Genomic DNA, 23,100 nt, shown 5'->3' with positions numbered 1-23,100 from the left:
CACCTGCCGCCACACAGTGCCTGACGGTAGGCTCATCTGGAGATAAGTAGCGTTGCCTGGCGGTACCCGGCAATGCGGACGCCTACGGAAGTGAAACTTAGTGACTGAGAAAACTCCCACCCCGCCGAACCGGCAGGATCCACACCTGGATCCGGCCGGCGACACTGACGAACCCGCGTTCGACTGGATGAAGCCCGCCGCCGCGGCGACAGGCGCAGGGGCAACGGCCAGGGGAGCAGCTCCGGCCGGAGGCACCTCCCCTGACGCAGGCAAGGACCAGCCGGCAGCGTCCGCCGGCACCCCTGCGCGCCAAACCGGATCCACCCAGACAGGATCCACCCAGCCGGGATCCACGCAGACGGGATCCACCCAGCCGGGATCTAGCCAAGCAGGATCTACCCAAACCGGCTCTACGCAGGCCGAAAGCCGCGCGGACCGCAAGGCTGCAGAGGCCGCCGTCGGGCCTTCCACTCCCGAGCCGCAGGGGAGGGGCACGCACTTCCGCGAACCGCTGCCCACCTCCGCCCTGCAGGTGCGCCCGCCGCAGGATGAGGTGGAGCGCCGCAACGCCGAGCGTGAGCTTGCTGCCAACACCAAGCCGGTCCTGCCCCGCGTCATGCAGGTCCTGCTTGCCGCCTTTTACCCCGTTATCCTCCTGGTCCTCGCCGTGCGGGCCGTCACAAGTCCGTTGTTTCTGTGGGTGGAGTACAACCGTCCCGGTTTCCCCGGCGACGGCTACGGCTTCAGCACCGATGACCGCATGACCTATGGGTCCTATGCGGTGGACTACCTCAGCAACTGGTCCGGCCCGCGGTATCTCGGCGAGCTCGTCAACCGCAGCGGCGACGCGCTCTTCCAGGACGGCGAAGTCAGCCACATGGCTGACGTCAAACTGGTTATCCTGTCAGCCTTCGCCGGCGGTGCCCTGCTGATCCTGCTGGGCATCATCGCCATCATCTACCTGCGGCGGCGCAGCACCGGCGGCGTCCGCCGTGGCCTTTTCGCCGGCTCTATCGTTACCCTCGTCATCATTCTTGGGCTCGGCACGCTGGCGGCACTTGGCTGGCAGCAGTTCTTCACCGAGTTCCACCGGATCTTCTTCGCAAGCGGAACCTGGACGTTCGCCCTGGACGACACCCTCATCCGGCTCTTCCCGGGACAGTTCTGGGTTGACGCCGGCATCGCCATCGCGGCCCTGGTCCTGATCGCCGCGGTCGTCACCCTGGTCCTTACCTGGCCCACCAGGAAGCGCCGCGGCGTTGCCAAGGAAGGGGCGGCCAAGGAAGGGACGCCGGAGGAAGGCACCGCCAAGGGCAGCACCGCAGTGGTGTAGGCCAGGGAGCTGACTCCCGAATGCACAGGCGACCGGCAAGCATGCCGGTCGCCTGTGCTGTTGCCGGCTGTACAGCCGCTAGCTGTACAGCCCGTTGATGTGGGCCTCGAAGTCGCGGACGACGGCGGCCCTCTTGAGTTTCAGCGACGGCGTCAGGTATCCCGATTCAACCGTGAAATCAGCATCGAGCAGAACGAAGCTGCGGATCGACTCAGCCTTCGACACCAGCAGGTTGGCCTGGTCGACCGCGCCCTGTACGGCCGTCCGGACACGCGCGTCCGAGGTGGCTTCAGCAACGCCCAGTGCGGGAATCCCTTGGGCCGAGCACCAGTTTTCCAGGCCTTCGGGATCAAGATTGACCAGTGCCGAGACGAACGGCCGCCCGTCGCCCACCACCACAGCCTGAGCCACCAGCGGGTGCTCCCGGATCTTTTCCTCAAGCGGTCCGGGTGCCACGTTCTTGCCCCCGGCGGTAACCAGGAGATCCTTCTTGCGGCCGGTAATGGCGAGGAAGCCGTCTTCATCCAGTGAACCGAGGTCTCCCGTGCGGAAGAAGCCGTCCACGAACGCTTCCGCGTTTGCTGCCTCGTTGGCATGATAGCCCTTGAAGACGCCGATGCCCTTGACCAGGACCTCACCGTCATCCGCCACCCGGACGATGGTGCCGGGCACCGGAATTCCCACTGTTCCCACCTTGGTCCGCGACGGCGTGTTGACGGTGCAGGGAGCGGTCGTTTCGGTAAGACCGTAACCCTCCAGGACAGGGATGCCTGCGCCGCGGAAGAAGTGGGCATGGCTGGAGCTCAGCGGGCTGGCGCCGGAGACCGTGTACCGGACCCGTCCGCCGAAGGCCTGGCGGAGCTTCGGGTAGAGCAGGCGGTCAAAGACGGCGTGCTTGGCGCGGAGCATAAAGCCCGGCCCGGCTCCCTGGCCGCGCGCGGCGGCGTCGAGGGCCTTCGAGTAGTCGACGGCCACGGCGGAAGCGGCGGCGAAGAGCCGTTCCTTGCCTGTCAAAGCAGCTTTGTGGCCGGCACCCGCGTAGACCTTCTCGAAGATCCTGGGCACCACCAGCAGGAACGTGGGTTTGAACGTGGCCAGATCCTCCAGCAGTTCGGCAGCACCGAGGGTATGGCCCAGCTTGGCCCCCGCGCTCAGGCACACTACCTGCACGGCGCGGGCCAGAACGTGGGCAAGGGGAAGGAACATCAGCGTCCTGGCGCCCTCCTGCCGCAGCAGCTCAGGCAGGAACTCCACGATGTTCACGGCCACCAGGGCAAAGTTGCCATGCGTTATCTCGCAGCCCTTGGGCTTGCCAGTGGTACCGGAGGTGTAAACCAGCGAGGCCACATCGGCCAGCGTCGCGGTGCCGCGGTGCCGTTCCAGCTCGGCGTCGGTGACGCCGGCGCCGGCGGCGGCGAGGCTCGCAAGGTTGGGTGCGACGCCGTCGTCGTCCATCCTGGTAACTGTCACCACGGCCTCCCCGAGAAGTTCGGAGTGGGCCAGGACGCCGGCGACGAGCTCCGCCTTGGCGGGATCCTCCACGAACACCCTGCGGGCGCCGGAGTCGTGCAGGATCCACTCGACCTGGCTTGCGGAAGAGGTCTCGTACACCGGAACACTCACTCCGCCGGCGAACCAGATGGCGAAGTCCACCAGGGTCCATTCGTACCTGGTGCCCGACATCACTGCGACGGTGTCGCCCGGAGCGAGGCCTCCTGCGATCAGCCCCTTGGCCAGTGCCCTGACCTTCTCCAGGAATTTTCCGGCGGGGACGTCGACCCAGCCGTTGGGGCCTTTACGGGCGTAGACGGCGTGGGACGGGTCCTCGGCGTGCCGGGCGAGCAGCAGGTCGGTGACGTTGCTGTCCTGCTCCAGCTCCACGAGCAGTTCAGTGCTTGCTTCTCTCACTGCCAGTCTCCGTTCCGGATCCGTGATTCGATTTCGGTGTGCCCCGTTTGCCGCGTTTGCCTGCAGCGGCTTGCCTGCGGCGCCGTTGCCTGCGGCGGGGTCGTCCGCGGCCCCTTAGCAATCCTGCCCTAGATCCAGGACGGCATCCACATCCGGAACCGCCAGTCCTGGTAGGGGATGATTTCCGCGGTCCAGATGGGGTAGAAGAATGCCGAGAGCAGCACCGCACCGGCCACAAACATGGCCACGAGGTACAGGCCGGACCGCCGGCGCCACAGCGGCTCCGACCGCCGTCCGAGGACCAGGCCCAGGCAGTAAGTCAGGGCAAGTACCAGGAATGGTTCAAACGACACGGCATAGAAGGTGAACATGGTGCGTTCCGGGTACATGAACCAGGGGAGGTAGCCGGCACCGAGCCCGGCGAGGATGGCACCGGCGCGCCAGTCGCGGCGCCCCGCCCACCAGAACAGCAGGATGACCAGCGAAACTGTGGCACCCCACCAGATCAGGGGATTGCCCACCGAGAGAATGGCCGAGGTGCAGCTGGCAACGTCGCAGCCCGGGCTTCCCTCCTTGGGGGATTCGTAGAAGAACGAGGTGGGGCGCCCCATCACCAGCCAGCTCCAGGCGCTGGCTTCATAGGGGTGGTCGGAGCTGAGTCCCTGATGGAACTTGTACGCCTCGAGGTGGTAGTGGGCCAATGACCGCAGCGGTCCCGGGAGCCAGCCCCACTCGGCGGAAGGATTGGTGTCGGCCCAATGACGGAAGTACGCATCCTTCGACTGGAACCAGCCGGCCCACGTGGAAACGTACACCAGGACCGCGACGGGCACGATGCTGAGGAAGGCGGGAATCCCGTCCTTGATGATGCCGCCGCTGATCCAGCCCCGGATTCCCGCGATCCGGCGGGCGCTCAGGTCCCAGAAGACGGTCAGCAGTCCGAAGCCCGCCATGAAGAACAACGCGGACCACTTGGTTCCCACAGCAAGGCCCAGGCAGATTCCGGCCGCAACACGCCACCAGCGGATACCGAGCCAGGGCCCGGAAATCAACTGTGTCACGGAAGGCATGCCCGACGTGCCGGCCGCGGACTGCCGCGCCAACCTGGCTGCCAGACGCCGTCGGCCGTCGTCGCGGTCCATCAGGAGCGCGCCGAACGCTGCGAGGATCCAGAACATCAGGAAGATGTCCAGCAGTGAAGTCCTGGACATCACCAGGTGATGGCCGTCCACGGCCAGCAGAAGGCCCGCAACAGCCCCGAGCGTCAGGGAGTGGAAGAGTTTTTGCGCGATCAGGGAGACCAGGAGGATGGACAGCGTTCCGGTGAGCGCTGCGCTGAACCGCCAGCTAAGGGGATTATCGGGGCCGAACAGCCACATTCCCGCGGCGATCATCCACTTGCCCACCGGCGGGTGCACAACGTACTCGGGGGAGGAGAGGATGACCCCGGGATTCCCTGCCGTGAAGGATTCGTTGGCCTTGTCCGGCCAGTTGCGCTCATAGCCGCTGACCAGCAACGAGTAGCCGTCCTTAACGTAGTACGTCTCATCGAACACCAGGCTGCGGGGAGTCTCGAGGCGGACAAAGCGAAGGATGCCGCCGATCGCCGCCGTGATGCCTGGAATGAGCCAGAACCACAGCCGCAGCGACGGCGGGTAGTCCAGCCAGCTCCGGATGCTTCCGAGGAGCCGCTCCTGCAGGGCGCTTTCGGTGAACGCCTCCCGCGGCCGGCGGACCCACTGGTGCCCCTCGAGGTTGCGGCCCGCTGCCCCGGTAGGCGGCTGCTCCGGGTTGGCTGAGTCGGCCTCGAGAGGTGGTACGGAGGTCTGCGTCACGAGCCCCATGCTACCTTTTGGCGCTGGGAGAGCCTGCCAGCAGTAGGCTGGTCAAGTGAATCACCAACAAAATACTTCCCGCGCCAGCGGCTCCGATGACGCCAGCACTTCCGCAGAACCAGGTTCGACGCCGGCCGCGACACTGTCCCCTGCGGCGGGTGCCGCAGAGGAGTCTTTGACGCTGGCCGGGGAACCGGCGGCCCGCTCCGCGGCAGGAGGCCCGGGCAGGATCGTGCTGGCCGCGACCCCCATCGGGAACGTCGGCGATGCCTCGCCCCGGCTGGTTGAGCTCCTCACCACGGCTGACATCGTTGCCGCCGAGGACACCCGGCGCCTGCACCGGCTGGTGCAGAACCTCGGCATTACCGTGGGTGGGCGGGTGATCAGCTACCACGAGCACAACGAAGCGGCAAAGACGGCGGAACTCCTGGACCAGGTACGGGCCGGGAAAACCATCGTGATGGTGACCGACGCCGGAATGCCGGCCGTCTCGGATCCGGGCTTCCGCCTTGTTGAAGGGGCAGTAGCCGCTGGCCTGACTGTCACGGCAGTACCCGGGCCATCCGCGGTCCTGACAGCCCTGGCTCTCTCCGGCCTTCCAACGGACCGGTTCTGCTTTGAAGGCTTCCTTCCCCGCAAGGCGGGCGAACGCGCATCCCGGCTCTCCGAGCTCGACGCCGAACGCAGGACCATGGTGTTCTTTGAAGCGCCCCACCGGCTGGAACCGATGCTTCGCGCGCTTCGCGAGCGCTTCGGCGCGGACCGTCCTGCCGCCGTATGCCGTGAGCTCACCAAAACCTATGAAGAGGTCATCCGGGGCCCGCTGAGCACCCTGCTGCAGTGGGCGGAGCAAAACGAGGTGCGCGGAGAAATCGCCGTGGTGGTGGGCGGAGCGCCTGAACGTGAGCCCGGTAAGCCAGAGGACCACGTTGCGGCCGTGAACGGCCTGATGGCGCAGGGAATCCGGCTCAAGGAGGCCGTCGCTGCGGTGGCGGAAGATGCCAAAGTCAGCAAGCGTGAGCTCTATTCAGCAGTGCTGGCCGCCCGCTAGCTAGCCTCTTCACCGCTTGTGCAGCTGCACAGCGAAGGCCGAAGAGCATAGTGCGCGCATGCATAGACGCTCCGGAAGCCACAGCAGTACCGTGGCTTTAAAGCAGCCGAGAGCTGAACCCATTCAAACCCCAATTGCTGACGAGGGAGTCATCGTGACTGTAACTGCACAGCCCACTGTTTCTGCGGAGCGTGAGAGCGAGCTGCTGGCCTCTGTTCCCACCGGCCTGCTGATCAACGGCGAATGGCGCCCGGCCGCGTCCGGGAAGACTTTCGACGTCGAGGATCCGGCAACGGGCAAGGTCCTGCTCAGCATTGCTGACGCCGGCCCCGAGGACGGCATGGCCGCTTTGGACGCGGCTGCTGCTGCACAGGATTCCTGGGCCAAGGTCCCGGCCCGTGAGCGCGGGGAGATCCTGCGCCGGGCGTTTGAGCTGGTCACGGCTCGGGCGGAGGACTTCGCGCTGCTGATGACCCTGGAGATGGGCAAGCCGCTGGCCGAGGCCCGCGGCGAGGTCACCTATGGCGCCGAGTTCTTGCGGTGGTTCTCCGAGGAAGCCGTCCGTGCATTCGGCCGCTACTCGGTGTCCCCGGACGGGAAGTCCCGGCTGCTGGTCACCAAGAAGCCAGTGGGCCCGTGCCTGCTGATCACGCCGTGGAACTTCCCGCTGGCCATGGCCACCCGCAAGATCGCCCCGGCCGTCGCCGCAGGCTGCACCATGGTGCTCAAGTCCGCGAACCTGACACCGCTGACGTCCCAGCTGTTCGCAGCCGTGATGCAGGAAGCCGGCCTGCCCGCCGGTGTCCTGAACGTCATTCCGACGTCCACCGCCGGTGCCACCACCGGTCCGCTGGTCAAGGACCAGCGTTTGCGCAAACTGTCCTTCACCGGTTCCACCGAGGTGGGCCGGCGCCTGCTGTCGGACGCATCGGAGACGGTGCTGCGGACCTCGATGGAGCTCGGTGGAAACGCCCCGTTCGTGGTGTTCGAGGACGCCGACATCGATGCTGCCGTGGCCGGGGCTATGCTGGCGAAGCTGCGGAACATGGGGGAGGCCTGCACCGCGGCCAACCGGTTCATCGTGCACGAATCCGTCGCTGACGAGTTCGCGGAGAAGTTCGCCGCGAAGATGGGCGAGATGACCACCGCCCGCGGCACCGAACCGGAGTCCAAGGTGGGCCCGCTGATCGATGCGAAGAGCCGGGACAAGGTCCACGAACTGGTATCCGACGCGGTGGCTTCCGGTGCCGTGGCCGTGGCCGGCGGCGCCCCGGTGGACGGGCCGGGGTACTTCTACCAGCCAACCATCCTCAAGGGTGTCACCGAGGGCACCAGGATCCTGTCCGAGGAAATCTTCGGTCCCGTCGCGCCGATCATCACTTTCGACAGCGAGGATGAAGCTATTCGCCTGGCGAACAACACCGAGTACGGCCTGGTGGCCTATGTCTTCACCAGGGACCTGAACCGCGGCATCCGGATGGGTGAACGGCTCGAGACCGGCATGCTCGGACTGAACGCCGGTGTCGTCTCCAACGCCGCGGCACCGTTCGGCGGCGTCAAGCAGTCCGGCCTGGGCCGCGAAGGCGGCCTGGAGGGAATCGAGGAGTACCTCTACACCCAGTACATTGGCATCGCCGACCCCTACGCCGACCAGTAGTTGGCTGCTGCGAATTCCGCAGCTGAGGAAATGCCGGCATGCTAGCCCTGCCGCAGCCGCCGCAGGCCGTCGCGCACCGTCCGCCAGGACCGCGCGGCGGCCTGCGCCGGTATGCCGACGGCATGCGCAATGGACCGGAAGGGCAGCGAGACTATTTGCCCCCAGCGATTCATGACCGACGGCGGCAACCACTCCGCCCGCAACCGCCGGGGACGGCGCGAATGCCTGCGAAGCGATGCCTGAACCCGGGCGATCCTGTCCGCCGCTGAGGGACCGGCCGGAGCTGCCCCGTCAACGCGCTCAGCCGGCCGGCCGTACTGGAGGCGTTCAAAGTCTGCGGTGAGCGAGGCGACCGCCCGAGCGGCGGCGTCGTCCGTTCCATCCGGCTCGCCCAGCGCGCCTGATCCGCGAAGCCGGCGGGAAAAGTGCCGGGGTGTTTCGCTGAGGCCCGGAGCCAGGCCATAGTCGGTTGCCAGGTCCCGCAGCTCGGCCCAGGCCGCCGCGGCCGTGACGGTGCCGGTGGACTGGTTCCCTTTGAGTCGTCGGCTCCGCAGCCCGGTGCGAACCATCCGCGGCGATGCGGTGATCAGGGCCAGGAGGAGGGCGCCGGCGGCCCCGTAAAGCGGCAGGGTCAGCGGGTGCCTGGGAGCGCCGGCCGCGTCCAGTCCCGGCAGCGGAGCCGGTGCCGCGCTTGGTGTCGGCCCGGGGGTGGCGCCGTTGGAGGGGATGAGGTCGTCGTTGTTTTCGTTGGTGCTGGCGCCTGCGCTGGAGGCCTGCGATGCGTAATCCGGCACCACTCCGCGTGAAGGGGTCGGTTCAAAGGCGACCCAGCCGAGGCCCTGGAAGTAGAGTTCCGGCCAGGCGTGCGCGTCCCGGGAGTCAACTTCGTATTCAGTCAGCGCACCTTGCCCGGGAACCGAAACAGAGGCGCCAGTGGACCGGCCCGGGGCGTACCCCACGGCGATGCGGCTGGGAATTCCTTCGAGCCGGGCCATCACGGCCATGGCTGAGGCGAAATGGATGCAGTATCCGCTTTTCTGCGTCAGGAAGTCCGCGAGGACGGAGAGTCCGTTGCCGTCGTAGCCGCCTTGGACCGGGGACTGCAGCGAGTACGTGAACTCCATCGACCGGAGATAGTTCTGGATGGCCATTGCCTTGGCATAGGCCGTCTGGCTTCCCTGGGTCACGGTATCCGCCGTTGTGCGCACAATGTCCGGCACGTTATTTGGCGGACGGACGAATTCCTCAGAGATCCCGCGCACCGGCGAGGAGGACCGGGACAGCAGTTCGGGGGTGAGCCTGGGCGCGGTGGACTGCACCACGTACTGCTGGTTGCGCGAGTTGGTGTCCACGCCCTTGATGCTCAACGTCGCCGGGTCCCAACTCCACCGGCCGTCCAGGCCGTTGACCGCGTCCGGAGCGTACGGCACGGGCAGGTAGGGGCTGGTGAATCGGCCCGTGTTGATCGCCGTGACCTGCCGGACCTGCTCGTCAGCGAGGATCTCGTTCCCGGAGTCCATCCGGCCAACCCCCACGCGGCGGGAACCGTCGCGGTCGTCCGGCGACCAGGATTCGCCGTCAAACCGGTCCACCGTGACGGACCGCAGGTACGGGGGACGGCTGGCGCTGGTGGCATACGTGATGCGCCCGTCACCGGAGGGACTGCGGAGGCTGTTGCCCAGACTGATCATGGGGTTCAGGCCCGTGGACGAACCCCACGGATTCAACCGGGAGCCCTGCGGGAACGTGCCTTGGTCAAAGCCGGGGATGGCGAGGGGGAGGAGGAGCGTGACCACCAGGGCCACGCCTCCCGTCATTGCCGCGCGGCGGAACTGTCCCGGATTGCGGGCTGTGTCGGCAGTAGTGCCGTTATCCGGTGAGAACCACTGGCTGCAGGCAAGGATCATCAGGTAGCCGGCGGCCGCAGCGGCGAAGCCCCACGGCCCGACGCTCTGCGGTTTGACCATCGCCGGGACCACCAGGATAGCCAGCAGCCCGAGGCCGCTGGTCGCCGGCAGGGCCAGCGGCACGGCGAGGGCGTCGACCAGGATGACCACCAGGCCAAGGACTGCGCACGTGACCAGGACAATGCCGGCGTTGGGCGCAACCGGGGAGCTCTCGGCGAGGACCGTTTCGCTGGCTCGGCGCAGGTACCTGCCCAGTGAGTCCATGGTTTCCGCGGAGGGGATGAAACCCGCGATGCTGTCCCTGCGGAAGAAAGTAAACGTCAGGATGCAGACCAGGGAGGCAAAGCCGCCCAGCGCCACGAGGAAGGGCTGTGCCCGCAGCGCCCTTAAGGCGGCAATGGCCAGGGCGACAACGAATACCGTGGTCAGCACCGGGGGATACCAGACCCACCCGCGCAGGACCCCGTTCAGGGAAAGGGCGGCGCCCGCTACCGCCAGGGCGACTGCGGCCGCCATGACCCATGGCTGCGCCCCGGCGCGGCGCCACCCGCCCGCCGGTGCCTGTGACGGGGCCAGGACTTCGGGTGTGCGGTCGGTTTCCGGACCCGGACCGGAATGCCGGTGGGGAGTCACGGTCATCGGCTGACCCCCGTGCCGCGGCGAACGTCCGCGGCCGCCGTGGCGGCTGCCGCATCGCGCTGGTCGAAATAGGACCAAGCCGCCGGCACCGGCGTGCGCGGGGCGACGGCAACGGCCCGCCAGCCGCCGGACCGCAGCGATTCAAGGGCCGCGTGACAGTCTCCCGGATGGTCGGTGACGACAATCGCGAAAGCGTTGGCCCCGAACCCTGCGGCGGCGGACAGGGATCGTGCCTCCGCCACCTGCAGGTGGCCGAGGATGGCGATGACCGGGCCCCTTTGGCGGTGGGCGGACAGCTTATCCATGAGCCGGTCGTCGAACGGATGCGGACCCGTTTCAGGTGCCGGAGCATGGTGCGCGCCGGACAGCTGGATGGCGGCCAGGCTCTCCGCAATCGACTGCAGGCCGCCGGCCCCGGCGTACTCCTCGGTTTCAGGTTCAGGGGCCGAGGGCGAATGCACGAAAGCCGGTTCTCCGGCTGGATCGAGGAAGCGGAGGGCGTAGCTGCGTTCTGCCAGATGGGCGCTGACGGACATGGCAGCCGTAACCGCCCATTCGAACGTGTCGCTGGTCACCAGTTCGTGGCCGTCCTCACCCGAGGTGGCTGAAAAAGCGGCACCGGGCCCGCGCGCAAACACGGACCACCGCTGGTCCAGGATGATGGTGGCCTCCGGCGTGGTGACCGATTCTTCCTGCCGCACCATCAGTTCCCCGTGCCTGGCTGTCGCGGGCCAGTGGACCCGGCGCATGGGATCCCCGTGGCGGTATTCGCGGGTCATGACGTCGTCATCGCTCGGATTTGCCCGGATCCGCGTCGCAGTAACGCCGTCGTTGCCGCGTGCGCCCGCCAGCCCCGTCGCGGGGAGCTCGACGGCGGCCGGCGTCACGGTGAGCGTGTCGCCGTCGTCGATGGCGTGCCGGTGCAGCGCGAGGCCGAACGGGTCCGTGAACTCGGCCGTTACCGGGCCGATAACGAACTGCCCGCGCTTGCCGGAGCGGAGGTGGTACTCGTACCGGCTGGTTCCGCCGACGGCTGAGCGAGCCGGGAACCGGAAGGCCGGCGACTCGCCGAAGCGGGGCGGAAGGTGTTCCTCCATCACCACCTGGCCGGCGGCCGGTCCGGTCCGCGCCACGGCCAGCCGCACGGTGGTGGTGGAGGAGGTTTCCACGCTGGCCGGGTTGAACTCCCGGTACACCTTGAACCTGGGTTTGAGGATGCGGATCCCGGCGAGCGAGACCAGCGGCAGGACAATCAGGAGGAGGCCAAGCGTGAGCAGGTCCCGGCGGCCCATGACCTGCGCGGCGAGCAACGAAACCACCCCGGCAGCCAGCAGCCCCCAGCCGCGCGTGCTGAAGAGGCGTCCCGGGAGCGCGTCCGTCAAAGCCATCGTGGCACCTTCGGCTACCGGGTGTGCCGCAGGTCCGGACCGCGCTGGCCGGCGGTCCGGTACGGCGTCGCGGACATCTCCTGCGTCACCGGCAGCTTCGCCAGGATGCTGCGGATCACGCTATGCGGAGTTTCACCCGTGCTGGCGGCCTTGCGGTCAAGAATGATCCTGTGCGCCAGCACGGACTCGGCGACGCTGACGACGTCGTCGGGCAGTACGAACTCCCGGCCCTCCAGGGCTGCGGTGGCCTTCGCCGCACGCAGCAGCTGGAGCATGGACCGGGGACTGGCTCCGAGGCGGAGCATGGCACTTTCACGCGTGGCCCGCCCCAGGGACACGGTGTATTCCTTGACGGCCTGCGAAACGTAGACCCGCTGGACGGTGGCGATCATCGCGGCCACATCGGCGGAGGTGACGACGGCGGTCACCCGCGTGAGCGGTGACGTCGCCTGGTGCGTCTCCAGCATTTCGATTTCCGAGTCCTTGTCCGGATAGCCCATGGAGATCCGGGCCATGAACCGGTCCCGCTGGGCTTCCGGAAGCGGGTAGGTCCCTTCCATCTCAATCGGGTTCTGCGTGGCCACGACCATAAAGGGCTCATCCAGCTTGTAGGAGTCCCCGTCCACAGTGACCTGGTGCTCCTCCATGCATTCCAGCAGGGCGGACTGGGTCTTTGCGGAGGCCCGGTTGATTTCGTCGCCGATTACGATGTTGGCGAACACCGCGCCGGGCCGGAATTCGAACAGCCGCGAGGCCTGGTTGTAGATGGACACACCCGTGACGTCCGAGGGCAGGAGATCCGGGGTGAACTGGATCCGGCTGACCGAACAGTCGATGGTCCGGGCCAGGGTTTTCGCCAGCAGCGTCTTTCCCACTCCGGGAACATCTTCCAGCAGCAGGTGGCCTTGGGCCAGCAGCACCGTGAGGGCCAGCTTCGCAGCTTCCGCTTTGCCGTCGATTACCGTGTTGATGGCCGAGAGGATGCGCTCGCTGGCAGTATGGAAGGCGTCCTGGACCATGGCCGGCTTGAGTCCGTTGAGCTGATTTCCCACAACGCCGGCACCGGCGGAAAAGCCCTGCCCTTCCGGGAGTGCTTCGTCTACTGTGGTGCGTCTGTGGGAGTCCATCGGCAGCCTTTCAGCCCTGGGTGAAGCCTGGCACGCATCGGCATGGGACCGCCGGTGCCCGCCGTCGGGCGTTCGCCCGTATGCCTACCAGACTACTAACACAACTGCCGGACCTGACAGAGAGTTCCAGGAATTCCCGACGGCATCCGCAGCCGCGCCCGGCGGCATCGGGAACTGGACCTTAGGCCAAGTCATGAGGCTAGGGTAGGAGGATGAACACCCCGTTGACGCCAGCCCCGTTTCGCGCGCCCGGAAGCGACGGCTCCGGCCGGCACGGCTATCCGCCGGCGCCGGAGCCGCTGCCCGTCCCGGTCATGGACAACCACACGCACCTGGACTTCGCCAACGACGACGTAACGGTGGATGTGTCCACCGCCCTGGACATAGCCGCGTCGGTGGGCGTGCAGGGAGCCGTGCAGGTCGGCTGCGACCTTGAGTCCTCCAGGTTCACCGTGCAGGCCGTGCAACTGGACCGGCGGCTGCTGGGGGCCGTTGCAATCCACCCCAACGACGCACCGGACTATGCAAAGCGCGGCGAGCTGGAGGACGCGCTCGCCGAAATCGAAGCCCTGGCCTCGCATCCGAGGATCCGCGCCATTGGTGAAACGGGCCTCGACTTCTTCCGCACGGAGGGGGAAGGGCTGAAGCACCAGCGGTACTCGTTCCGCCGCCACATCGACATTGCCAAGCGTCTCGGCCTGACGTTGCAGATCCACGACCGCGACGCCCATGACGACGTCGTCCAGGTCCTGCGGGAAGAAGGCGCCCCGGAACGGGTGGTGTTCCACTGCTTCTCCGGCGACGAAGAGCTTGCCCGGACCTGCAACAACGAAGGCTGGTACATGTCCTTCGCAGGTACCGTGACGTTCAAGAATGCGGCCAACCTGCGGGCCGCCGTCGCGATCGCCGACCCGGCCCGGATTTTGGTGGAAACGGATGCCCCGTTCCTGACGCCGCACCCCCATCGCGGCCGCCCCAACGCCAGTTACCTCATGCCGCACACCGTCCGGACCATGGCTGAATTGACAAGCCGCGAACTGTCCGCCCTTTGCGCCCAAATTGCCGAAAATTCCGTGCGGGCATACGGATCCTGGGCCTAGGGACAGCGGCCTTCAGGCAACCCCCAGCAATACCAGGTATGCAAAGAATCTTGGTTGCTTTATAACGCTTCGGTTACAGTGGATAACTATTAGCCGGGGTCGGGGAAGGCCTTCGGATAATTTCACTCAGCTATGGGCCCGTCCTCGCGGCGGGCCCATGCAGTGCTGAGTTTGGCGGCGCACACGTCTGCTGCGAACATCCGGACCATGTCCGGAGTTGCCCTGAGGGTGTTTGCGCTGGTGGGTGGTGTGTGTTTTTCCCCGTGCCCGGATGGTCCTAGAGTTACGGGCAATTCGTGGTCAAGTTCTTCACTTCGGACGGTAAATTCAGTTTCGTCAAGGTCGGCGCCCAGCTGGTTGTGCTCTCGGCACTTGTGCTGGGCCTCGTGGCCTTCGTAGGCAACAACAAGACAGTCACCCTGAACGTGGACGGCAACGTAAGCACCGTCCAGACCTTCGGCGGGACCGTGGGCGACGTGGTCAAGAGCGCCAAGGTGGAGCTGCAGGACGCAGACCGGGTATCCCCGTCGGCAGACGCCCGCGTGGAGGATGGCTCGGTCATCAACGTAAACCTCGCCAAGGCCGTGAAGATCAGCCTCGACGGGGCTGAGAAGACAATCAGCACCACCTCGGCCAACGTTGAAGGACTGGTCACCGAGCTCGGCGTTGCCAGTGCCTCGGAGCTCTCCGTGCCGAAAGACGCGCAGCTGGCCGTCTCAGGCTCCTACGTAGCCATCTCCACGCCGAAAACCGTCAGCATCCTGGCTGACGGCAAGGCTTCCAGGACAACCACCACCGCGGCGACCGTTTCCGATGTCCTCAAGGACGCGGGAGTGACCCTCGGCGCCGGTGACCGCCTCTCCCAGCCCCGCAACGCCCACGTGGTCAATGACATGGCCATCAAGGTCTCCCGGGTCGACTCCTCCAAAACGGCAGCCACCACGGAGGAAGTTCCCTTCGAGACGCTGACTTCCGACAGCGGCGACCTGTTCGTGGGCGAGAAGAAGGTCACCCAGGCCGGTGTTCCCGGCAAGGTGGACAAGAACTTCAAGCTGGTGCTGGTTGACGGCCGCGAAGCCTCCCGGACCCTTGTTTCCGAGACCGTTTCCGTCCAGCCCGTGACCGAAAAGGTCATGGTCGGCACCAAGGAAAAGCCTGCAGCCGAAGCGGCGGGCGCCAATACCGGGGCAGCAGCTCCGGCCATGATGAACGAAGCCATGTGGGACAAGATCGCGCAGTGCGAATCCACCGGCAACTGGTCCATCAACTCCGGAAACGGCTACTACGGCGGACTGCAGTTCGACATCCAGACCTGGATCGGCGCCGGCGGCGGTGCTTACGCACCCAACGCCAGCCTGGCCACCAAGGCCCAGCAGATCGACATCGCCAACCGCGTCTACGCGCAGCGCGGCCTGTCGCCCTGGGGCTGCGGCTGGGCAGCATCCAGCTAACAGCCACTTCACAACGCCGAAGGCCGGATCCGGATAATGGATCCGGCCTTCGCCGTCCCCGCCCTTCGTGTCGCCGGCAGCGCGGCAAAGCCGGCGCAGGCCTACGGGATAGGATACCTAGGTGACTGAACCGACCCCCGCCGTCTCCGGCACTGCGCCCGCACCGCTCCTGGGCGCTTCCGATGTCCGCCGGCTCGCCGAGGAAATCGGAGTCCGCCCCACGAAGACCCTGGGCCAGAACTTCGTCATCGACGGAAACACCATCCGCCGGATCGTGGCCGCAGCTGACATCCACTCTGACGAGACTGTCCTGGAGGTCGGCCCCGGGCTCGGATCGCTCACCCTGGGACTGCTGGACGCCGCGAAGTCGGTTGTCGCCGTCGAGATCGACCCCGTCCTTGCCGCCAAGCTGCCCGGCACGGTGCAGCAGTGGCGGCCGGACGCAGCCAAAGACTTCCATCTGGTGCTGGCGGACGCCATGAAAGTGACCGAGCTTCCGGTGGAGCCCACGGCGCTCGTGGCGAACCTCCCCTACAACGTGGCGGTCCCGGTGGTGCTGCACCTCCTGCAGCACTTTCCCAGCCTGCGGCACGGACTGGTGATGGTCCAGGACGAGGTGGCGGACCGGCTTGCTGCCGGCCCCGGCTCCAAGACCTACGGCGTGCCGTCGGTGAAGGCCGCCTGGTACAGCAGCATGCGCAAGGCCGGCGTGATCGGCATGAATGTTTTCTGGCCGGCGCCCAAGATCCACTCGGGACTGGTGGCCTTCACCCGCCATGAGCCGCCGGTGACTTCGGCCGCGCGCGAACAGGTCTTCGCCGTCGTCGATGCCGCCTTCGCCCAGCGCCGCAAGACCCTGCGCGCCGCCCTGGCGGGATGGGCCGGAAGCGCGGCGGAAGCCGAACGCTGCCTCCTGGCGGCCGGCGTGGATCCCACCGCACGTGGCGAAGTGATCGATATCGCAGCGTTTGCACGGATTGCTGAAGCCCGAGAGTCAGCGCAGGATTGAAAGCGGACGCGGCTGCCGCACTGCGGGTCCCCGCCTGGCTGCATGCTTGGAGCCGGACACTGCCATGCCATAGCTTGGACTCATGAACGCAGTGAGAGGGCGCTTTGCCGCGAGGACTGTCCGGGTCAAGGCTCCCGGCAAAATCAACGTCTCGCTGGATGTGGGCCCGCTGCGTGAGGACGGCTACCATTCCGTGGCCAGTGTCTACCTGGCCGTGTCCCTCTACGAGGAAGTGGCCGCCACCAGCACTGCCGATGGCGGCATTACCGTCAGCATCAGCCCTGCCAGCACGCTGGACCTGGATGACGTGGATATTCCGCTGGATGAACGTAACCTCGCCTACAGGGCCGCCGCCATCATGGCCGACGTCTCAGAGCACTCCACAGGCGTTCATCTTGAGATCACCAAGCGCGTTCCCGTGGCCGGCGGCATGGGCGGCGGCTCTGCCGACGCCGCGGCAACGCTGGTCGCCTGCGACGCCCTGTGGAACAGCGGGCTGTCCCGCGACGAACTGGCCCACCTGGCCGCTGAGCTCGGTGCCGACGTCCCCTTTTCCCTTCTGGGCGGAACCGCCGTCGGGCTTGGAGTGGGCGATGATCTGTCCCCTGCCCTGGCCAAGGCGCAAATGGACTGGGTCCTGGTTACGGCCGACTACGGGCTCTCCACACCGGAGGTCTTCCGGAAGCTGGACCGGCTCCGCCTCGGCGAAGGAGTGGCCGTGCAGGAGCCTTCCGCAGTGGATCCGAAGATCCTGCAGGCCTTGCGCAGCGGGGACGCGGACGCCTTGAGCCGCGTCCTGGTGAACGACCTCCAGCGCGCCTCCATTGAGCTGGCGCCGGGGCTCCGGGATACCCTTGGACTTGGTGAATCGTGCGGAGCCATCGCGGGTCTGGTTTCAGGCTCGGGCCCCACGGTTGCCCTACTTACGCACAGTCCCGCAGCAGCGGCCGGGCTGGCGGAAGACCTGGCCCATCATGGCCTGAACGCACTGGCCGTCCACGGCCCGGTGCACGGGGCGCGCATCATCTCCGATACGCTCCTTTAAGTCATTTCACCGAAGAAAGCAGTTCCCAGTGGCCCACCTGCTCGGCGGCGAGAACCTCACGGTCTCGTATGCAACCCGCACCGTCCTCGACGGCGTTACCCTCGGCCTTGAAGAGGGTGACCGGATCGGCATGGTGGGCCGCAACGGCGACGGCAAGTCCACGCTCATGCGCCTGCTGGCGATGCGCTCCACCCCCGATTCGGGGCGCGTGACCAAGCGCAGCGAAGTCAACATCGGGTACCTGGACCAGAGCGACGTGCTCGACGGCGACCTGACGGTCGGCGCCGCCATCGTCGGTGACCAGGCGGACTACGAGTGGGCCCGCAACCCGCAGATCCGCGAGGTCATGAGCGGACTGGTGTCCGACGTCGACTGGCACGCCAACGTGCACGCACTCTCCGGCGGCCAGAAACGGCGCGTGGCCCTGGCGAAGCTTCTGATCGAAGACCATGACGTGATCATGCTCGATGAGCCCACCAACCACCTCGACGTCGAGGGTGTGGCCTGGCTGTCCCGCCACCTGAAGACCCGCTGGCGGGCCAACCAGGGCGCGTTCCTGGTGGTCACCCACGACCGCTGGTTCCTCGATGAAGTCTGCAACAAGACCTGGGAAATCCACGACGGGATCATGGACCCGTTCGAAGGCGGCTACGCGGCCTACGTCCTGGCCCGTGCCGAACGTGACCGCTCGGCGTCGGTGATGGAAGGCAAGCGCCAGCAGCTCGTCAAGAAGGAACTCGCCTGGCTGCGCCGCGGCGCCCCCGCCCGCACTGCAAAGCCCAAGTTCCGCATCGAGGCAGCCAATGCCCTGATCGCCGACGTCCCGGAGCCGCGCGACTCGATGGCACTGAGCAAGATGGCCACGGCGCGCCTCGGCAAGGATGTGCTCGACCTTGAGCACGTTTCGCTGGACTTCCTGGGCGGCGACGCCGGGCAGAAGCTTTTCGACAACATCACCCTCCGCCTCGCACCGGGGGAGCGGCTGGGGCTGGTCGGCGTCAACGGCGCCGGCAAGACCACCCTGCTGAAGCTCCTCAACGGCGAAATCCAGCCCACCTCCGGCAAACTCAAGCGCGGCAAAACGGTTGTCACCGCCGTGCTGACCCAGGAGGTCAAGGAGCTCGACGACGTGTCGGACCTGCGCGTCATCGAAGTGATCGAGCGCGAAAAGCGGTCCTTCAACGTTGGCGGCAAGGAATTCAGCGCCGGCCAGCTCGTGGAACAGCTTGGCTTCACCAACGAGAAGCAGTGGACCCCGGTCAAGGACCTCTCAGGTGGCGAACGCCGCCGGCTCCAGCTCCTGCGCCTCCTCGTGGGCGAGCCGAACGTGCTCATGCTCGATGAACCCACCAACGACCTCGACACGGACACCCTGGCCGCCGTCGAAGACGTCCTGGACGGCTGGCCGGGCACCCTCGTTGTGGTCAGCCACGACCGCTACCTGCTGGAGCGCGTCACGGACCACCAGATGGCGCTGCTGGGCGACGGCAAGATCCGCGCCCTGCCCCGCGGCGTGGACCAGTACCTCGAACTGCGCGAAGGCACCCTGGCCGGTTCCACCATCACCGGCGGCGGCAATCCCGTCACCGGCGCCAGCGGCAGCTCCGCACCGGCCGTTGCGGGACCCTCGGAAGCGGAAAAGCGGGACGCCCGGAAGGCCAAGAACCGGATCGAGCGCCAGCTGGGCAAGCTCGAACAGCAGGAGAAGAAGCTGCACGACCAGATGGTGAAAAGCACCGCAGACTCGGACTTCGACGCCCTCGCCGGGCAGAACAAGAAGCTCAAGGACCTCGCAGGAGAACGCGAAGCCCTCGAACTCGAATGGCTCGAGGCCCTCGAAGTCCTCGGCGAGTAACTTCCACAGAGCGTGCCGGGGTGCTGGGTTGGGTGCCGGAGCCGGCCCTTCGCCGTCGCTTAGACACACCGCGTAGAGGTCATTCCGGTCGCGGGGCGACCTCCATGCCCTGACGCGTCGCGATGCGCTCCTTTCCGAAGGACCGCCTCCGGCGAGGAGAGTCACTTTATCGCGTGGAACAGTAGGCATCCCCGAGGGCCATTGCACCGCGGAGGTGGGCACGGGCCACAGCGCCGGTGAGGCGGGGCAGGGGAGAGGATCAGCCGTCCGTGCGGAGTTCGGGTTCTTTTTGCAGACCGGTGAGGCCGTTCCAGGCGAGGTTTACCAGGTGGGCGGCCACTGCACGCTTGTCCGGGGTGCGGCTGTCCTGCCACCACTGGCCGGTCATCGCCACCATGCCCACCAGCATCTGCGCGTACATCGCTCCGTCGGCCGCGCTGAAGCCGCGGCGGGCGAACTCGTCGGACAGAATGTGCTCCACGCGTGCCGTGATGTGGGAGAGCAGGGTGGAGAAGGCGCCTTCGGGCTGCGAGGGCGGGGCGTCGCGCATCAGGATCCTGAAGCCGTCGGTGCGGTCCTCGATGTACGTCAACAGCGCCAGGGCTGCCCGTTCCACCTGGACGCGTGGTTTGGCTCCATCCATGAGGGCCTCGTTGATGGCTGCCAGCAGGATCCGGAACTCGTACTCCACCACCTGGGTGTAGAGCCCCTCCTTGGACCCGAAGTGTTCGTAGATCACGGGCTTGGAGACTCCGGCCGCGGCGGCAATCTCCTCGATGGTGGTGCCGTCCAGGCCCCGGATGGCGAAGAGCCCGCGTCCGATTTCAACCAGCTGTGAGCGTCGCTGCGCCCCGGTCATGCGGTGGCGGGGCACGTATCCGGCCGCCCGGACGGGCCTGCCTGGATGGTTTCCGGCACCGTCGGGTGCACCGTTGATCTTGCTCACCGTCCCATCATGCCTTAATGGCAAGCAGGGCCCCGAGTCGCAAGAGCGCCGACCTTCGTGGCAGAATTGGTTCTCGTGCCGCCGGGGCTACGGCCCGGGCACGGTCCGCTCTGGTGTAATGGCAGCACCCCGGCCTTTGGAGCCGTGGAGTATAGGTTCGAATCCTATGGGCGGAACTGCCGCTGTAGCCGGGTCTTGCACACCCGGAACGGTCGGGCAAAGGTGTGACAGTGCGCGCAACTGAGATTCACCCAGCTGAGATCCACCAAGCAAGGAGAGCCTGTACGTGAGTCCCGAGACAACCGGCCCGGCCGCCGTCATCGTCCTAGCTGCAGGTGCAGGTACGCGGATGAAGTCGCGCACCCCCAAGATCCTTCACGAAATTGGTGGACTGTCGCTGGTGGGCCACGCCCTGCGCGCCGCCCGGACCATCGACCCCAAACAGTTGGCCCTTGTTGTCCGGCACGAACGCGACCTGGTGGCGGCGCACGTCTCGGGGCTCGACCCCGCGGCGCTGATCGTGGACCAGGACGAAATCCCCGGTACTGGCCGCGCCGTGCAGGTGGCCCTGGAAGCGCTCGACGCCGGGGGTCCGCTCAGCGGGACGGTTGTGGTCACCTACGGCGACGTGCCGTTGCTTTCCGCTGAGCTGCTCGCCGAGCTGGTGCTGATCCATGAACACGAACGCAACGCCGTCACCGTCCTGACCGCGGTCCTCGACAACGCCGCCGGCTATGGCCGCATCCTCCGCGCCGAAGACGGCACCATCACGGGGATCCGCGAGCACAAGGACGCCACCGACGCCGAGCGTGAAATCCGGGAGATCAACTCAGGAATCTACGCGTTCGACGCAGCCGTCCTCCGGGACGCCCTGGTGCACGTCACCACCGATAACGCGCAGGGCGAGATGTACCTGACCGACGTCCTGGGGCTGGCCCGCTCTGCCGGCGGACGGGTGGCCGCCGTGGTCACCACCGACCGCTGGCAGGTGGAGGGCGCCAACGACCGGGTGCAACTCTCGGCCCTGGGCGCGGAGCACAACCGCCGCACCGTCGAAGCGTGGATGCGCGCCGGCGTCACCGTGGTGGATCCGGCCACCACGTGGATCGACTCCACCGTGAAGCTGGCAGAAGATGTCCGCGTCCTGCCCAACACCCAACTGCACGGCGCCACGACAGTGGCGAGGGACGCCGTCGTCGGCCCTGACACCACGCTGACCGACGTCGTCATCGGCGAGGGCGCCAAAGTGACCAGGACGCACGGTTCCGGTTCCACGATCGGCGCGCACGCAAGCGTGGGGCCGTTTACCTACCTCCGCCCCGGCACCGTGCTGGGGGAGACCGGCAAGATCGGCGCCTTCTACGAGACGAAGAACGTCACGATCGGCCGCGGTTCCAAGCTGTCGCACCTCGGCTACGCCGGGGACGCGGAGATCGGCGAGGACACCAACATCGGCTGCGGCAACATCACCGCCAACTACGACGGCGAGCACAAGCACCGCACGGTGATCGGCTCAGGCGTCCGCACCGGTTCCAACACCGTTTTCGTTGCTCCGGTGAACGTCGGCGACGGCGCCTACAGCGGTGCCGGCGCGGTCATCCGCCAGGACGTGCCGGCCGGCGCGCTGGCAATCTCGGTGGCCAAGCAGCGCAACTCCGAAGGCTGGGTCGTCTCGCACCGGCCCGGCTCCGTCTCAGCAGTACTGGCCGAAGCCGCGGGGGCAACGGCGCCGGTCAGCGAACCATCCGCGGCCCAGCCGCCCCAGGATTCCTCAAGCACCCCGGCACCTACAGAAGAGGGCAAGCAATCATGACCGAAATTACGGCACGCGGCGAGAAGAAACTGGTTCTCGCTGCCGGGCGGGCACATCCCGAGCTTGCGCGGGAGATCGCCAAGGAGCTGGGCACTGAGCTGCTGCCGGTGGATGCCTACGACTTTGCCAACGGGGAAATCTACGTACGCGCCGGAGAAAGCGTCCGCGGCACCGATGCCTTCGTTATCCAGGCCCACCCGGCCCCGCTGAACAACCACCTCATGGAACAGCTGATCATGATCGATTCGCTGAAGCGGGCCTCGGCCAAACGCATCACCGTGGTTTCGCCGTTCTATCCCTACTCCCGCCAGGACAAAAAGGGCCGCGGCCGCGAACCGATTTCCGCCCGCCTGGTGGCCGACCTCTACAAGACCGCCGGCGCCGACCGCATCATGAGCGTTGACCTGCACACCTCGCAGATCCAGGGATTCTTCGACGGCCCGGTGGACCACCTGATGGCCATCCCGCTGCTGGCTGACTACATCCGCACGCGTGTCGCAGCGGACAACATCACCGTGGTCTCGCCGGATACCGGCCGCGTCCGCGTGGCCGAGCAGTGGGCCGAGCGCCTCGGCGGCGCCCCGCTGGCGTTCGTCCACAAGAGCCGCGACCTCACGGTACCGAACCAGGCTGTCTCCAAGACAGTAGTTGGTCAGATCGAAGGCCGCACCTGCGTCCTGATCGACGACATGATCGACACCGGCGGAACCATTTCCGGGGCCGTCCAGGTGCTCAAGAACGCCGGCGCCAAGGACGTCATCATCGCGGCGACACACGCCGTCTTCTCCGACCCGGCTGCCCGCCGGCTGTCCGAGTCCGGCGCCCGCGAAGTGGTGGTCACAGACACCCTGCCGATCACGGCCAACAAGCGTTTCCCGCAGCTGACCGTGCTGTCCATCGCGCCGCTGATTGCCCGCGCCATCCGTGAAGTGTTCGACGACGGATCCGTCACCAGCCTGTTCGACGGCAACGCCTAGCCTCCCTGGCCGGGCTGCTGGCGCTGGGCCCACGCCAGCAGGGTTCCCTGGGCGAGCTT

The 23,100-nt window shown here is 66.9% G+C and carries 16 protein-coding genes and 1 tRNA gene; 11 read left to right on the top strand and 6 right to left on the bottom strand.

Annotated elements, in window-relative coordinates; all coding sequences use genetic code 11:
• The first annotated feature begins 100 nt into the window (after positions 1 to 100).
• Positions 101 to 1,333, top strand: coding sequence for a TIGR01906 family membrane protein (locus J7I92_RS09685; RefSeq protein ID WP_214839886.1), 1,233 nt, complete (start codon positions 101 to 103; stop codon positions 1,331 to 1,333).
• A gap of 78 nt (positions 1,334 to 1,411) precedes the next feature.
• On the opposite strand, the gene J7I92_RS09680 is transcribed toward J7I92_RS09685, so the two are convergent.
• Both J7I92_RS09680 and J7I92_RS09675 read right to left on the bottom strand, forming a co-directional pair.
• Positions 1,412 to 3,241, bottom strand: a complete 1,830-nt coding sequence (locus tag J7I92_RS09680; protein ID WP_214839884.1) for a long-chain fatty acid--CoA ligase — start codon at positions 3,239 to 3,241, stop codon at positions 1,412 to 1,414.
• Between the two features lie 128 nt (positions 3,242 to 3,369).
• Entirely contained in the window at positions 3,370 to 5,085 is a 1,716-nt protein-coding gene (locus J7I92_RS09675) for a dolichyl-phosphate-mannose--protein mannosyltransferase (protein WP_251039678.1), read from the bottom strand.
• Positions 5,086 to 5,251: 166 nt separating this feature from the next.
• Here J7I92_RS09675 and rsmI point away from each other — a divergent pair, with 166 nt between their 5' ends.
• Complete coding sequence (gene rsmI, locus J7I92_RS09670; protein WP_251039750.1) at positions 5,252 to 6,127, top strand: 16S rRNA (cytidine(1402)-2'-O)-methyltransferase; 876 nt, start codon at positions 5,252 to 5,254, stop codon at positions 6,125 to 6,127.
• Positions 6,128 to 6,281: 154 nt separating this feature from the next.
• On the top strand, positions 6,282 to 7,784 hold the full coding sequence (locus J7I92_RS09665; RefSeq protein WP_214839868.1) for an NAD-dependent succinate-semialdehyde dehydrogenase: 1,503 nt from the start codon (positions 6,282 to 6,284) through the stop codon (positions 7,782 to 7,784).
• Positions 7,785 to 7,825: 41 nt separating this feature from the next.
• Here J7I92_RS09665 and J7I92_RS09660 read toward each other — a convergent pair whose 3' ends face one another.
• From J7I92_RS09660 to J7I92_RS09650, 3 genes are read right to left on the bottom strand one after another with little or no spacing between them, the layout of a single operon-like run.
• Positions 7,826 to 10,330 (bottom strand): DUF3488 and transglutaminase-like domain-containing protein, encoded by a 2,505-nt coding sequence (locus tag J7I92_RS09660; RefSeq protein WP_214839866.1) that lies wholly within the window; start codon positions 10,328 to 10,330, stop codon positions 7,826 to 7,828.
• The gene (locus tag J7I92_RS09655) at positions 10,327 to 11,718 is read right to left on the bottom strand and encodes a DUF58 domain-containing protein (protein WP_214839864.1); all 1,392 of its coding nucleotides are present in this window, start codon (positions 11,716 to 11,718) and stop codon (positions 10,327 to 10,329) included. Before J7I92_RS09655 ends, J7I92_RS09660 begins: the two co-directional genes overlap by 4 nt.
• 14 nt (positions 11,719 to 11,732) lie before the next feature.
• On the bottom strand, positions 11,733 to 12,845 hold the full coding sequence (locus tag J7I92_RS09650; protein WP_214839861.1) for a MoxR family ATPase: 1,113 nt from the start codon (positions 12,843 to 12,845) through the stop codon (positions 11,733 to 11,735).
• Positions 12,846 to 13,057: 212 nt separating this feature from the next.
• Between J7I92_RS09650 and J7I92_RS09645 the strand changes: the two genes are divergently transcribed.
• The 5 genes from J7I92_RS09645 (at position 13,058) to J7I92_RS09625 (ending at position 19,305) form a co-directional block, all read left to right on the top strand.
• The gene (locus J7I92_RS09645; RefSeq protein ID WP_214839859.1) at positions 13,058 to 13,945 is read left to right on the top strand and encodes a TatD family hydrolase; all 888 of its coding nucleotides are present in this window, start codon (positions 13,058 to 13,060) and stop codon (positions 13,943 to 13,945) included.
• Between the two features lie 296 nt (positions 13,946 to 14,241).
• Positions 14,242 to 15,396: a resuscitation-promoting factor gene (locus J7I92_RS09640; RefSeq protein WP_214839857.1), complete on the top strand. Its 1,155-nt coding sequence runs from the start codon at positions 14,242 to 14,244 to the stop codon at positions 15,394 to 15,396.
• A 121-nt stretch (positions 15,397 to 15,517) separates the two neighbouring features.
• Positions 15,518 to 16,405 carry a 16S rRNA (adenine(1518)-N(6)/adenine(1519)-N(6))-dimethyltransferase RsmA gene (rsmA, locus tag J7I92_RS09635; protein WP_214839855.1) on the top strand — a complete coding sequence of 296 codons (888 nt, stop codon included), beginning with the start codon at positions 15,518 to 15,520 and terminating at the stop codon, positions 16,403 to 16,405.
• 82 nt (positions 16,406 to 16,487) lie between these two features.
• On the top strand, positions 16,488 to 17,450 hold the full coding sequence (locus J7I92_RS09630) for a 4-(cytidine 5'-diphospho)-2-C-methyl-D-erythritol kinase (RefSeq protein ID WP_214839853.1): 963 nt from the start codon (positions 16,488 to 16,490) through the stop codon (positions 17,448 to 17,450).
• 28 nt (positions 17,451 to 17,478) lie between these two features.
• Positions 17,479 to 19,305 carry an ABC-F family ATP-binding cassette domain-containing protein gene (locus tag J7I92_RS09625; RefSeq protein ID WP_214839851.1) on the top strand — a complete coding sequence of 609 codons (1,827 nt, stop codon included), beginning with the start codon at positions 17,479 to 17,481 and terminating at the stop codon, positions 19,303 to 19,305.
• A 259-nt stretch (positions 19,306 to 19,564) separates the two neighbouring features.
• On the opposite strand, the gene J7I92_RS09620 is transcribed toward J7I92_RS09625, so the two are convergent.
• Positions 19,565 to 20,164, bottom strand: coding sequence for a TetR/AcrR family transcriptional regulator (locus tag J7I92_RS09620; protein WP_214840175.1), 600 nt, complete (start codon positions 20,162 to 20,164; stop codon positions 19,565 to 19,567).
• A 191-nt stretch (positions 20,165 to 20,355) separates the two neighbouring features.
• On the opposite strand from J7I92_RS09620, the gene J7I92_RS09615 reads away from it, so the two are divergent.
• The 3 genes from J7I92_RS09615 (at position 20,356) to J7I92_RS09605 (ending at position 23,041) form a co-directional block, all read left to right on the top strand.
• Positions 20,356 to 20,427, top strand: a tRNA-Gln gene (locus J7I92_RS09615).
• Between the two features lie 110 nt (positions 20,428 to 20,537).
• Positions 20,538 to 22,064, top strand: a complete 1,527-nt coding sequence (gene glmU, locus J7I92_RS09610) for a bifunctional UDP-N-acetylglucosamine diphosphorylase/glucosamine-1-phosphate N-acetyltransferase GlmU (RefSeq protein WP_214839849.1) — start codon at positions 20,538 to 20,540, stop codon at positions 22,062 to 22,064.
• Positions 22,061 to 23,041, top strand: a complete 981-nt coding sequence (locus J7I92_RS09605) for a ribose-phosphate diphosphokinase (RefSeq protein WP_214839842.1) — start codon at positions 22,061 to 22,063, stop codon at positions 23,039 to 23,041. The genes glmU and J7I92_RS09605 overlap by 4 nt, the downstream gene beginning before the upstream one ends.
• The last annotated feature ends 59 nt before the right edge of the window (positions 23,042 to 23,100 follow it).

This window comes from Arthrobacter sp. ISL-72 (assembly GCF_018613755.1).
Lineage (GTDB): Bacteria > Actinomycetota > Actinomycetes > Actinomycetales > Micrococcaceae > Arthrobacter.
The sequence above is the reverse complement of the archived record's forward strand: the minus strand, read 5'-3'. Positions and strand labels throughout refer to the sequence as shown.

Excerpts from the sequence above, each read along its gene's own strand:
- J7I92_RS09650 (WP_214839861.1), bottom strand. The coding sequence starts at position 12,845 with ATGGACTCCCACAGACGCACCACAGTAGACGAAGCACTCCCGGAAGGG.
- J7I92_RS09675 (WP_251039678.1), bottom strand. The coding sequence starts at position 5,085 with ATGGGGCTCGTGACGCAGACCTCCGTACCACCTCTCGAGGCCGACTCA.
- J7I92_RS09620 (WP_214840175.1), bottom strand. The coding sequence starts at position 20,164 with ATGACCGGGGCGCAGCGACGCTCACAGCTGGTTGAAATCGGACGCGGG.
- J7I92_RS09630 (WP_214839853.1), top strand. The coding sequence starts at position 16,488 with ATGAACGCAGTGAGAGGGCGCTTTGCCGCGAGGACTGTCCGGGTCAAG.
- J7I92_RS09645 (WP_214839859.1), top strand. The coding sequence starts at position 13,058 with ATGAACACCCCGTTGACGCCAGCCCCGTTTCGCGCGCCCGGAAGCGAC.
- J7I92_RS09660 (WP_214839866.1), bottom strand. The coding sequence starts at position 10,330 with ATGACCGTGACTCCCCACCGGCATTCCGGTCCGGGTCCGGAAACCGAC.
- J7I92_RS09655 (WP_214839864.1), bottom strand. The coding sequence starts at position 11,718 with ATGGCTTTGACGGACGCGCTCCCGGGACGCCTCTTCAGCACGCGCGGC.
- J7I92_RS09605 (WP_214839842.1), top strand. The coding sequence starts at position 22,061 with ATGACCGAAATTACGGCACGCGGCGAGAAGAAACTGGTTCTCGCTGCC.